This is a genomic window from Oceanibacterium hippocampi, from assembly GCF_900172325.1.
GTDB lineage: Bacteria > Pseudomonadota > Alphaproteobacteria > Sneathiellales > Sneathiellaceae > Oceanibacterium > Oceanibacterium hippocampi.
Genome location: NZ_FWFR01000001.1, coordinates 844,299 through 856,671, shown reverse-complemented (window position 1 = coordinate 856,671; position 12,373 = coordinate 844,299). Strand labels below are relative to the sequence as shown.

At 66.5% G+C, this 12,373-nt stretch carries 10 protein-coding genes; 4 read left to right on the top strand and 6 right to left on the bottom strand.

All coding sequences use genetic code 11. From position 1 onward, the window contains the following. Nucleotides 1-100: 100 nt before the first annotated feature. Nucleotides 101-712, top strand: coding sequence for a polyhydroxyalkanoate synthesis repressor PhaR (phaR, locus tag OCH7691_RS03955; protein ID WP_217807784.1), 612 nt, complete (start codon nt 101-103; stop codon nt 710-712). Between the two features lie 97 nt (nt 713-809). Here the strand turns inward: phaR and proX are convergent, their stop codons facing one another. From proX to OCH7691_RS03940, 3 genes are all read right to left on the bottom strand, one after another. Then, nucleotides 810-1,862, bottom strand: coding sequence for a glycine betaine/L-proline ABC transporter substrate-binding protein ProX (proX, locus tag OCH7691_RS03950; RefSeq protein WP_217807783.1), 1,053 nt, complete (start codon nt 1,860-1,862; stop codon nt 810-812). Between the two features lie 130 nt (nt 1,863-1,992). Further along, nucleotides 1,993-2,964, bottom strand: a complete 972-nt coding sequence (locus tag OCH7691_RS03945; RefSeq protein ID WP_085882090.1) for an ABC transporter permease — start codon at nt 2,962-2,964, stop codon at nt 1,993-1,995. Nucleotides 2,965-2,968: 4 nt separating this feature from the next. Beyond that, nucleotides 2,969-4,201, bottom strand: a complete 1,233-nt coding sequence (locus OCH7691_RS03940) for a quaternary amine ABC transporter ATP-binding protein (protein ID WP_085883485.1) — start codon at nt 4,199-4,201, stop codon at nt 2,969-2,971. 629 nt (nt 4,202-4,830) lie between these two features. Here OCH7691_RS03940 and OCH7691_RS03935 point away from each other — a divergent pair. From OCH7691_RS03935 to OCH7691_RS03925, 3 genes are all read left to right on the top strand, one after another. Further along, nucleotides 4,831-5,199 carry a hypothetical protein gene (locus OCH7691_RS03935; protein ID WP_085882089.1) on the top strand — a complete coding sequence of 123 codons (369 nt, stop codon included), beginning with the start codon at nt 4,831-4,833 and terminating at the stop codon, nt 5,197-5,199. A 154-nt stretch (nt 5,200-5,353) separates the two neighbouring features. Beyond that, complete coding sequence (locus OCH7691_RS03930; RefSeq protein ID WP_085882088.1) at nt 5,354-6,892, top strand: acyl--CoA ligase; 1,539 nt, start codon at nt 5,354-5,356, stop codon at nt 6,890-6,892. After that, entirely contained in the window at nt 6,889-7,869 is a 981-nt protein-coding gene (locus OCH7691_RS03925) for a 2-dehydropantoate 2-reductase (RefSeq protein WP_085882087.1), read from the top strand. The genes OCH7691_RS03930 and OCH7691_RS03925 overlap by 4 nt, the downstream gene beginning before the upstream one ends. 33 nt (nt 7,870-7,902) lie before the next feature. Here OCH7691_RS03925 and ggt read toward each other — a convergent pair whose 3' ends face one another. From ggt to OCH7691_RS03910, 3 genes are all read right to left on the bottom strand, one after another. Beyond that, nucleotides 7,903-9,492: a gamma-glutamyltransferase gene (gene ggt, locus OCH7691_RS03920; protein ID WP_085882086.1), complete on the bottom strand. Its 1,590-nt coding sequence runs from the start codon at nt 9,490-9,492 to the stop codon at nt 7,903-7,905. A gap of 172 nt (nt 9,493-9,664) precedes the next feature. Next, entirely contained in the window at nt 9,665-9,889 is a 225-nt protein-coding gene (locus OCH7691_RS03915; RefSeq protein WP_085882085.1) for a DUF4170 domain-containing protein, read from the bottom strand. Nucleotides 9,890-9,987: 98 nt separating this feature from the next. Next, a complete protein-coding gene (locus tag OCH7691_RS03910) occupies nt 9,988-12,330 on the bottom strand; it encodes a bifunctional salicylyl-CoA 5-hydroxylase/oxidoreductase (RefSeq protein WP_085882084.1) in 2,343 nt (780 codons plus the stop codon). Between the last annotated feature and the right edge of the window lie 43 nt (nt 12,331-12,373).

Genomic DNA, 12,373 nt, shown 5'->3' with positions numbered 1-12,373 from the left:
TTGCGCATTGCACAATTCGCTTGCGCATTGCGGGGGCATGTTCTTGAATCGCGGCGACTGTCGTGAACCGACTTTGCCAAGGAAACGGGGACGCGTTGACGTGAAACAGGAAAACGGGAAGCAGACCGATACCATCGTCATCAAGAAATACGCCAATCGTCGCCTCTACAACACCGACACGTCGTCTTACGTGACGCTCGACCACCTGGCGAAAATGGTCAAGGAGGGCAAGGAGTTTGTCGTCTTCGACGCGAAGAGCGGCGACGAGATCACCCGCTCGGTCCTCACCCAGATCATCTTCGAGGAGGAATCCAAGGGTCAGAACATGCTGCCCGTGCCCTTCCTCCGCGAACTGATCAGCTATTACGGCGACAGTCTGCAGGGCCTCGTGCCGGGCTATCTGGAAATGTCGATGAGCACCTTCTCCCGCAACCAGGAGCAGATGCGGACGGCCGTCGCCGAGACCTTCGGCGAACTGAACCCGTTCCGCACCTTCGAGGAAATCGGCCGTCAGAACCTGGCCATGTTCCAGGAGGCGATGAAGCTCTTCTCGCCCGTCGCGCCGGGCAACAGCACGCCCGGGACCAAGGGCGACCGGCCCGAAGGCGCGGCGCCCGCCAAGGGCGGCGAATCGAAGGAAGCGCTCGACGAGCTCAAGCAGCAGCTCGCCGTCATGCAGGCGCAGATCGACAAGCTCAGCGGCAACAAGTAGCGCACCCGGAACGGCACGAAAAAGGGCGGCCCGGAGGCCGCCCTCGATCGTTCCGGCCGAGGCGTTCGAAGCCCCGGCCAGTCCCGGTGAAAGCCGGTCAGGAGGCCGCCTGCACGGCCGCCTCGATCCAGCTGTCGAACAGCTTCTGGTGATCGGCGATCCATTCGTCGGCATGCCGTTTGATGTCGGCCTTCTTGTCCTCGCCTTCGAACATCTTGGCATTCTGGGCGAAGATGTCGTCGAGCGGGATCCGGACCTTCTCGAGCAGCGCCCGGATGGCCGGATTCTTGTCGAGGAACTCGGAATTGGCGACCGGGCGGATGTCGTTGGCCGGCCAGCCCATCTTGCACGGATCGTCGACGCAGCCGGTGACGCCGGGGACCGTCGTCTTGTCCTCGTACATCTTCTGATCGTCCGGCAGGCTCGGATAGGGCACCTCGATCCAGACCACGTCACGGCCCGGCTTCAGCATCCCGACCGTCCAGTTCGGCGTCCAGGTGTAGAACAGGACCGGCTCGCCGGCTTCGTAGCGGCCGATGGCGTCGGCCATCGACGCGGAATAGCCGGCCTTGATCGGATCGATCGCGTCCTCGAGGCCATAGGCCTCGATCTGATGGGCGATCACCAGTTCGCAGCCCCAGCCCGGCGGGCAGGCGACCAACTCGGCCTTGCCGTCGTCGTCGGTGTCGAAGAGCTTGCGGATCTCGGGCTTCTTGAAGTCCTCGAGGCTGGTGATGTCGTACTTCTCGGCCGTCTTCTTGTCGATCAGGTAGCCCTGCAGGGCACCGCCCTGGGCGACATAGCCGACGATCTCGGCGCCCTTCTCGAAGGTCTCCGTATAGGTATTGTGGATCGGGAACCAGCCGTTCACCCAGAAGTCCACGTCGCCCTGCGAGACCGCCTGGTAGAAGGGCGGATTGTCGAGGGTCTTCGGGGTCTTGACCTCGTAGCCGAGGCGCTCGAGCGCCTTGATGTAGATCTCGGTCTGGAACCAGCCGGTATCCCAGGTCGCCCGGGCCGGGTGGACGGTGACGCCCTCGCCCGGCAGTTCGGCCGCCTGGGCGCTCGCTCCGGCGAGCAGGATTGCCGCGCCCATCGTGGCGCCCGCAATGGCGGATTTCATCATGTGTCCGGCATTTGCCAAGTTCATGATCGCTATCCTTTCCTCGTTCGTTATCGCGTATTCCTCCGGTTCCGGACGCACCCGAGAGGCGCGCTCCGGATCTCGAAGCTCGATGTCACCCGGCCATCCCCGCGAACGGACGGCCGAAAGCCTGAATTCAGTTGCGTTTCGCCGCCGCACCGGCGGGACCGGCCGGGTCGGCCGCACTCTCGTCCGCCTTGTCTGCCGCCGGCGAGCCGCCGACCAGCCGCATCGCGAGGCCGCGGAAGGACCGCTTCTCCTCGCCGAGGGACGGTTCGCCGAGCGCCTGGGTAAGGCGGTCGAGCACGATGGCGATCAGCACGATGCCGATACCGCCGAGCGCCGCGGCCCCGACGTCGAGGCGGCCGATCCCGGTGAAGACCAGGAGCCCGAGCCCCTCGGCGCCGATCAGGGCCGCGATCACGACCATCGAGAGCGACAGCATGAGGGTCTGGTTCAGACCGGCCATGATGGTCTTCATGGCGATCGGGACCTGGACCTCGAACAAGACCTGGCGGCGGGTCGCGCCAAAGGCATAGCCGGCCTCGACCATTTCTTCCGGAACCTGCCGGATGCCGAGATTGGTGAGCCGGATCAGCGGCGGCATGGCGAAGATGATGGTGGCGATGATGCCGGGCACCATGCCGACCCCGAACAGCATCACGATCGGAACGAGGTACACGAAGGCCGGGATCGTCTGCATGATGTCGAGGACCGGACGGAGGCCGGTCTGGAAGCGGTCGCTGCGCGCCGCGAGGATGCCGAGCGGTACGCCGACGACCGCGCAGAACACGACCGAGGTCAACACCATGGCGAGAGTGGTCATCGAATCGTCCCAGATCCCCATGAGATCCAGCAGGACGAGGGCGGCCAGTGTGAAAAGCGAGATGCCGCGACCGCCGATGCGCCAGGCCAGAAGCACCGCCACGGCCATGAAGAGGAACGGGGGGATCGTCAGCAGGAAGGCGTCAAGACCGGTCAGCACCTGGTCGATCGGCCACTGGATCGCCTGGAAGGCGGGCCGGAAATTGGGCACCAGCCAGTCCTTGACGAAGCTTTCGATCCAGTCGTCGACCGGCAGAACGTAGATATCGGAAAGTCTGTCCATGTTTCTAGCGCGCCAGGCGACCGGCGTCCTTCCTGTCTTCGGAACCCTCGTTCCCGGTCAGGGCGGTGAACACGTCGAGCGGCTCGACCACGCCGCAAAGGCTGCCGGCCTTGTCCACGACGGCGATCGGCAACCCGGCCGTGCACTGGTCGTAGATATCGGCGAGGGCCGTTTCGGGCGCGACTGTCGTCACATCCTGCGTCGCTGCGCTCAGGGCCCCGGCATCGCCGCCGGCCGACGCCGCGGCAGACAGCTCGGCCAGGCCGACGACGCCATTGGCGCCACCGTCGGCGCCGGTAACGACCAGCCCGCTGCGTCCGCTGTCATGCAGCCGCCGGAGCGCCCCGTCGACGTCGTCCGCGCCGGAAACGAGCGTTTCCGGTTCGCGCATGATGGTCTCGACGGTGAAGACCCGGCCGCGGTCGACATCCTGGGTGAAGGCAGCCACATAGGGATCTTCCGGGTGATCGACGATCGCCTGGGGCGCGCCGACCTGGACGAAACGCCCGTCGCGCATGATCGCGACCCGATCCCCCAGCCGGAGAGCCTCGTGGAGGTCGTGGGTGATGAAGATGATCGTCTTCTTGAAGCGCCGCTGCAGGGTGATGAGCTCTTCCTGCATGTCGCGCCGGATCAGCGGGTCGAGGGCGCCGAACGGCTCGTCCATCAGCAGGATCTGCGGATCGACGGCCAGTGCCCGGGCAAGGCCGACGCGCTGGCGCATCCCGCCGCTCAGTGCCGCGGGCGACCGGTCGGCCCAGGCGCGCAGTTCGACCAGGTCGAGCGCCTCGAGGGCACGGTCCCGGCGTTCGGATCGATCGACGCCCTGCATCTTGAGGCCGAACTCGACATTCTCGCCAACCGTCCGGTGCGGAAACAGCGCGAAATGCTGGAAGACCATCGCCATCTTGGAGAGCCGGAGCTGGCGCAGCGCTTCGGCATCCATCTGCGCGACATCCTCGCCGTCGACAAGAATCCGGCCGGCGGTCGGATCGATCAGCCGGTTGAGGCAGCGGATAAGGGTCGATTTCCCGGATCCGGACAAACCCATGACGACAAAGAATTCGCCTTCCCGAACCGAGAAGGAAATGTCGGAAACGGCGACCACGTCGCCGGTCTCCGACAGGATCCGGTCCTTGGAGCCCCCTTCCCGCCGGCGGGCCAGCGCGCGTTCCGGCGACGGCCCGAAAATCTTGTAAAGTCCGGAGACTTCCAGTTTTGGTGCAACGTCAGTCAAATGAAAATATTCCGCCAATAATTACCGACATAAGTCTGATACAGACATGGTTATTCGGGCGGAATAAGCGATTCCGTCCGGCCACATTCGATTTGCAGTGTGTCCCTGAACTTAGCTTCGGAGATTCATATGTCAACATATTACGGATTTTTTGATATTACTAATATTCAATATACATTGAATATTTTATTATACTATAAGACTCACAAGGTAATTTGAAATACTGACCATCATTATTTCTTTCCACGATCAGCCGCAGAAAACTGAACCATCATTGTTATTTGGACTGTTCACATTCCCGGTTATCTCCCTTTTTTCCAGGGCAGTCGTTTTCTTCGATACAGGTGCGCGTCCGCGATCACGGCACGAGGGGCCGGCCGTGGCCCTCCGACCAGGCCGGCAGGGGGATTGCCTCCGACACGGCGGACAATCGCCGTTCTGTTGCCGACGATCACAATCCGATGATTGACCCGCCCTGGCCGGTTGAAGAAAATTAGCGAAAATGCAATCTATTAGCCCTAGGTGAGGTAGATTGGGTTCAATAGGACAGGTGCGACACATTGATTTCCGGTTCGCATATCGCAGGCACAGGAACGGCGGAGGTCTATCGGCCTCTCGGCGCCGCTGCCTTGCTTGCGGGCCGGATCGGAACCCGTCCGCAACCCGAGATCGAGCCGCTCGAGGCGATCCGGAAGACCCGCCCGGAACCCCGCCCGACTGCCCGTGACGCGATCGGCAGGGAGCGCGAGACTGCCGGATCGTCGGCCAGCGAGGCGACCGGCCATGCCGCGAAGAATGCCGCGGCCAGCTTCGGCGCCGCCGCCCACCGCGGCGTTTCCAGCCCCTTCCTCGCCCAGTTGCTGGGCCAGGCGCTCGATGCCGACGACGAGGATGGCCCCGGGCCTTCCGGTCACCAGCAGGCGGTCGACGCCTATCGCCTCGCCGACGAACAGGGCATCGCGCTGTTCGGTATCGCCGGGGTCGAAGTCAGGATCTGAGCCGTCGACAGCTCCGGCATGCGCCGTTCCCCGGGCGCCATGACAAAGCTCCTTTGCCCTTCCGTCTGCACGCTTTCCTTGCAGAAGCGATGACCGGCCGATACATCCTAGACGCAGGGAATCCCGGATCTCACGCAGCGTCAGGGTAATTGCGATGGCTTCTTCGACATCCGAAACGGCGGATACACTGGCCGGCCTGCTCGGCCAGGCGGACCCGACCTCGCCGGCGCTGCTCGCCCCGGATCGTCCGCCCCTGGATCACCGCGGTCTCGCGGCTCAGATCGCGGCAACCGTGGACCGGCTCAACGCCCTCGGCATCGGCCGTGGCGACAAGGTCGCGATCGTCCTGCCGAACGGCCCCGAGATGGCCAGCGCCTTCCTCTCGATCGCCGCCGGCGCCGTCACCGCGCCGCTCAACCCGGCCTACCGGGCCGAGGAATTCGCCTTCTATCTCGACGATCTCCAGGCCCGGGCGCTGGTCGTCCTGAAGGACTGGGAGACGCCGGCCCGCGCGGTCGCGGCCGAGAAGAAGGTCCCGGTGCTGGAACTGTCCTTCGATCCCGCGGATCCTGCCGGCAGCTTCACGCTCGACGGCCCGGCGGGGGGCGAGTGCGCCCGCCCGGGCCGGGCGGGCCCGGACGACATTGCCCTGGTGCTGCATACCTCGGGCACCACCTCGCGACCGAAGATCGTCCCGCTCAGGCAGCGGAACCTGGTCGCCTCGGCCCGCCATATCGGCGCCACCCTGGCGCTGACGCCGGCCGACCGCTGCCTCAACATCATGCCGCTCTTCCATATTCACGGACTGATCGCGGCAACACTTTCCAGCCTCGCCGCGGGCGGGTCGGTCTACTGCACGCCGGGCTTCAATGCGCTCCGCTTCTTCACCTGGCTCGAGGAGGCCGGCGCGAACTGGTACAGCGCGGTGCCGACCATGCACCAGGCGATCCTGAGCCGCGCCGAACGGAACCAGGCGGCGATCAAGGCCCATCCGCTCCGTTTCATCCGCTCGTCCTCCTCGTCGCTGCCGCCGCAGGTCATGGCCGCGCTTGAAGACGCGTTCGGCGCGCCGGTGATCGAATCCTACGGCATGACCGAAGCGACCCATCAGATGACCTCGAACCCGTTGCCGCCGAAGGCGCGCAAGCCCGGATCGGTCGGCATCGCGGCCGGGCCGGAAGTGGCGATCATGGATGCGGACGGCGCCATCCTGCCGCAGGGCGCGACAGGCGAGGTGGTGATCCGCGGCCCGAATGTCACGGCCGGCTACGAGAACAATCCGGAGGCCAACCGGACCGCCTTCACGAACGGCTGGTTCCGGACCGGCGACCAGGGGGTCTTCGACGCCGAGGGCTATCTGACGATCACCGGACGGCTGAAGGAGATCATCAACCGCGGCGGCGAGAAGATCAGCCCGCGCGAGGTCGACGAAGTGCTGATGGATCATCCGGCGGTCGCCCAGGCGATCGCCTTCGCGATACCGCACGACAAGCTCGGCGAGGACGTCGGCGCCGCCGTCGTGCTGCGCGACGGCGCGACGGTCGAGGAGGCGGTGCTGCGCAGGTTCGTCGGCGAGCGGCTGGCCGATTTCAAGGTACCGCGCAGGATCCTGTTCCTCGACGAGATCCCGAAGGGCGCGACCGGCAAGCTGCAGCGCATCGGGCTCGCCGCCAAGCTCGGACTCGGCGCATGAAGATCTGCGTTTACGGCGCCGGGGCGATCGGCGGACTGATCGGCGGGCTGCTCTCGCGTGCCGGGCTCGACGTCTCGCTGGTCGCGCGCGGCGCGCACCTGGCGGCGATCCGCGCCAACGGTCTCCGGGTCAGGACCCCGACCGGCGATTTCACCTGCCACCCGAAGGCGACCGACAACCCGGCTGATCTCGGCCCGCAGGATTACGTCATCGTCAGCCTGAAGGCGACCGCCGCGCCGACCGTTGTCGACGCCATGCAGCCCCTACTCGGGCCCGACACGGCGGTCGTGACGGCGATGAACGGCATTCCCTGGTGGTACTTCCACGGTGTCGAGGGCCCCAATGCCGAGCGCCAGCTCGAATCCGTCGATCCGGGCGGCGTGCAGTGGCGCGGCATCGGGCCGCAACGCGCCATCGGCACCGTCGTCTGGCAGGCCGCCGAGCTCGAGGCTCCGGGGGTCGTCAACCACAGCTACGGCGACCGGCTGCCGCTCGGCGAACCCGACGGCAGCAAGTCGGAGCGGGCAACGGCGCTCTCGAAGGCAATGGTCGGGGCCGGCCTGAAATCGCCGGTCCGCACCGACCTGCGCAACGAGCTCTGGATGAAGCTCTGGGGCAACCTGTCGTTCAACCCGGTCAGCGTGCTGACCATGCAGACGCTTGCCGGCATGGCCCGTGATCCCGAAACGCGCGCCGTCATCGCGGCGATGATGTCGGAATCGAAGGCCGTCGGCGAGGCGCTCGGCATCCGCTTCGCGATGTCGGTCGACAAGCGCATCGCCACGGCCGAGGCGGTCGGCGAGCACAAGACCTCGATGATGCAGGATCTCGAACTTGGCCGGCCGATGGAGCTCGACGCGCTGGTTGGCTCGATCATCGAGCTTGCCGGGATCGCCGGACTGCCCGTCCCGACGATCGAGACGGTGTACCGGCTGGCCCTTGCCCGCGCCCGGCAGGCGGGTTGCTTCCCCGCCTGACCTCGCCGAAGTTCCGGACGAACCGTGCGCGGCTCAGTAGCCGATCGCGATGCCGTCCTTGCGCGGCTCGGAGGCCGCGGCAAGCGTCCCGTTGTCCCAGTCGATGCCGATGATCTGACCGCCGCCGTAGGGGTTTCCGGCCGGCTTGACGTTGTGCCCCATGCCCTGCAGCGCGGCGGCGACCCCGTCCGGGATCCCCTCTTCCAGGTAATAGGTTCCGTCCTCGTAGAAGGCGCGGGGGTTGTCGAGCGCCTCCTGCTCGTCCATGCCGTAGTCGATCATGTTGGTCAGCACGTGGGCATGGCCGACCGGCTGGTAGCCGCCACCCATGACGCCATAGGACCATTTCAGGCGATCGCCCTCGAACACCATGCCGGGGATGATCGTGTGCAGCGGCCGCTTGCCCGGCGCGACGCAGTTCGGATGGCCGGGCTCGACCCGGAAGCCCGCTCCCCGGTTCTGCAGCATGACGCCGCTCTCCGGCGCGACCAGCGTCGAGCCGAAGGGGAAGTAGAGCGAGTTGATGAACGAGACGGCGTTTCGATCCTTGTCGACGACGGTCAGGTAGACGGTATCGCGGTATGCGGCGAGACCGGCGGAATCGAGCGGCCGGCCGGCCCGTTCCGGATCGATGGTCGCCCGCTGCTCGGCTGCGAAATCCGCCGACAGCAGCCGCTCGACCGGGACCGCGCCATGCGCCGGATCGCCGACATGCTGGTTCCGCGCATCGAAGGCGAGACGCGTCGCCTCGGCTTCGAGATGCAGGCGCAGCGCACCGTTCGGATCGAGGCCCGACAACTCGTACCCCTGGAGGATGTTGAGCAGGATCAGCGTCGTGATGCCCTGCCCGTTCGGCGGAATCTGCAGGACCTCGTGGTCGCGGTAGCGGCTCGAGATCGGCGTCACATATTCCGAGGTATGGCTGGCGAAATCGTCAAGCGAATGGCGACCGCCGAGGCCGTTCAGGAAACCGACGATGTCTTCCGCCACGGGCCCCTTGTAGAACCCGTCGCGGCCGTCGCGGGCGATCCGCCTGAGCGTCGCGGCAAGCTCGGGCGAGGCCCAGCGCTCGCCGGCGACGGGGGCGACACCGTCCTTCAGGTAGAAGCGAGCGCCGGTTTCCGGATTCGAGAAACGGCTCCCGGACCGGCTCCAGTCCCAGGCGACCCGGGGGGTGACGGCGAAGCCTTCCTCGGCATAGGTGATCGCCGGCGCCAGCACCCGGGCCAGGTCCCAGGTGCCGTGATCGGCGAGCAGCCGGGACCAGGCATCGATCGCGCCGGGGATGGTGACCGCGTGCGGGCTTTCGGTCGGAATGCTGGACAGTCCCTGCGCCTGAAGCTGCGCCGCGTCGAGCCCGGCCGGGGCCCGCCCGGACCCGTTCAGCGCCACCACGTCACGGCTGCCGCCCGGTGAATAGAGCACGAAGCAGTCGCCGCCGATGCCGGTCGACATTGGCTCGACCACGCATTGCACCGCGCAGGCGGTGACCGCCGCATCGATGGCGTTGCCGCCCTGCCGCAGCACCTCGACGGCGGCGAGGCTGGACAGCGGGTGCGAGGACGCGGCCGCGCCGTTGATGCAATGGACGACCGAACGACCGGGACGGAAAAGGCTCCTCATCGGCGTAGTTCCCTGCAAGTGAACGTTGACGGTTCTCGGCCGGGCGGCAGCCGCCCGGAGATTTCAGCAACGATCACGAGCCTAGCATGGTCGAGCCGGCCGGGGGTCGCGGAATCAAGGGAAAGTGATCCGCGGACGCCGCAAAGCGTCCGGCGCGGTCCGGACAACGGCGTCAGAAAAGCCGGACGATGACGTATTTCATGAAGGCGTTGTCGACATACTGCTGGCTGGCCGCGCGCCAGGCGGCAAGCGCCTCGTCGTAGCTCGCGAAAATGCCGCGGATATCGAGCTTTCCGGGATCCGCGTAATCCTTGGTCTGCGTGTCCACGACCTCGCCACCGAAGACGAGATAGAGCTCGCGGGCAGCCGCGCCGGGCGCGCTCTCCGAATTCGCCATCGTCACTTCCCTTCGACCTTGCATCGGCTATCCCGCCGGAGGCCCGAACAAGAGGCAACGGGGCCGGAAAGTCAAGCCGGGGACGCCCCGTTCCGTGCCTATTCCGCGGCCTCCCGGCGGCTCTGCACCCGGCGGCCGCGCGCCGCCTCCTCGCGGAGCTCGGCCAGTTCCTCGCGCTCCCGGTCGGCAAGGGCCTCGGCCTGCGGCCGGGCCGAGGCATATTGCGGCGGCCAGAACTGCGCGCCGTAGCCGTAATGGGCGGCGGCGGCGAGCGTGAAATGCGGGTTGGCGAGATGGGGCCGTGCCAGCGCGACAAGGTCGGCGCGCCCGGCGGCGACGATGGTGTTGACCTGGTCGGCACTGGTGATGTTGCCGACCGCCATCGTGGCGATCTCCGCCTCCTGGCGGATCTGGTCTGCGAACGGCGTCTGGTACATGCGGCCATAGACCGGACGGGCGTCCGGCGAGGTCTGACCGGTCGACACGTCGACGATGTCGCAGCCGTGGGCCTTCAGCAGGCGGGCGATCGCGACCGAGTCATCGCCGGTCAGCCCACCCTCGACCCAGTCGGTCGCCGAGAGGCGGACCGACATCGGCTTCGCTTCCGGCCAGGCGGCCCGCATCGCGTCGAAAATCTCGAGCGGGAAGCGCATCCGGTTTTCCAGGCTGCCGCCATACTCGTCCGTCCGCCGGTTCGACAGCGGCGAGATGAAGGCGGACAGCAGGTAGCCGTGCGCCATGTGCAGCTCGATCATGTCGAAGCCGGCCGCCTCGGCGCGCCGCGCCGCGGCGACGAAGCCGTCGCGGACCCGGTCCATGTCATCCCGGTCCATCGCCTGCGGAACCTGGCTGACATCCGGCAGATAGGGCAGTTCCGACGGCGCGATCAGCGGCCAGTTGCCGCCCGGCAGCGGCATGTCGGCGCCACCGGCCCAGGGCAGGCAGGTCGAGCCCTTGCGACCGGCATGGGCAAGCTGCATGCAGATTTTCGCCCGGCTGTTGGCATGCACGAAATCGACGATCCGGGCCCAGGGCGCGATATGCTCGTCCTTCCACATGCCGGCGCAGCCCGGCGTGATCCGGCCGTCCTCCAGCACATCCGTCATCTCGGTATAGACGAGCCCGGCGCCGCCGGTCGCCCGCGCCCCCAGGTGAACCAGGTGCCAGTCGTTCGGCATCCCGTCCTCGGCCGAATACTGGCACATCGGCGAGACCACGACCCGGTTGACCAGCGTCATGTCGCGCAGCCGGAACGGCGTGAACATCGGCGGCGGCGCCGGGTCCAGCGGCACCGGGCAACCGCTCTGGCGGGCCGCACGGGCAGCCACCATGCGGTCGACGCCCTGGATGAAGGCCGGGTCGCGCACGCCGAGATTCTCGTAGGTCACCCGTTTCGAGCGGGTCAGCAGGCTGACCGCGAACTGAAGCGGCTCGAAACCGCGATAGCGCGGCGTATGCTCGAACCATTCGAGGCTGACCTGGGCCGCGTGCTGCAGTCGCTCGACTTCCTCGCGGCGGTCGCGCTCGTAGGCAGCCAGCGCATCGGCGACCGAAGTGTTGTCGCGGCAGGCCTCGAACAGGGCGATCGCGCCTTCCATGGCGAGCTTGGTGCCCGAGCCGATCGAGAAATGCGCCGTGTGCACCGCATCGCCCAGCAGCGCGACATTCTCATGCACCCAGCGCGCGCATTTCACCGTCGGGAAGGTCCGCCAGACCGAGCGATTGGCGAGCAGCGGGTGGTTGTCGAGATCGTCGCGGAACAGCTCCTCGCAATATCGCAGCGATTCCGCTTCCGTCATCCGGTCGAGGCCGGCGCGCCGCCAGGTCTCCTCTGAGGTCTCGACGATCCAGGTCGAATGCTCCCGGTTGTACCGGTAGGCGTGAACCTGGAACAGGCCGTGCTCGTTGGCGCGGAACAGGAAGGTGAAGGTCTTCAGCGGTTTGGTCGTGCCGAACCACGCGAACTTGTTGCGCCGCCAGTCGAGCTCCGGCCGGAAGGCGTCCTTGTAATGCTCGCGGACCAGCGAGTTGATGCCGTCGGCACCGACGATGAGATCGCCGTCGAGCGCCTCGATATCGTCGAGCTCGGTCTCGAAGCGGATATCGACACCCAGCGCGATCGCACGCCGTTGCAGGATCAGCAGCAGGTCTTTGCGGGCGAGCCCGCAGAACCCGTGCCCGCCGGAACGGATCACCTCGCCGTCGAAATGAACGTCGATCTCGTCCCAGTAGGCGAAGGCATCGGTGATCGAACGGAAACTTTCCGGGTCGTGCAGGCGGAAATTCCCGAGCGTCTCGTCGGAAAAGACGACCCCGAATCCGAAGGTGTCGTCCGACCGGTTCCGCTCGTAGATGACGATATCGTGCGAGGGATCGGCCTTCTTCATGAGCAGGGCGAAGTAGAGCCCGGCCGGGCCTCCGCCGATGATCCTGATCCGCATCGCTTGACCTCCATCCCGGGCGCCGCCGCTCGGGCGCCCCTGT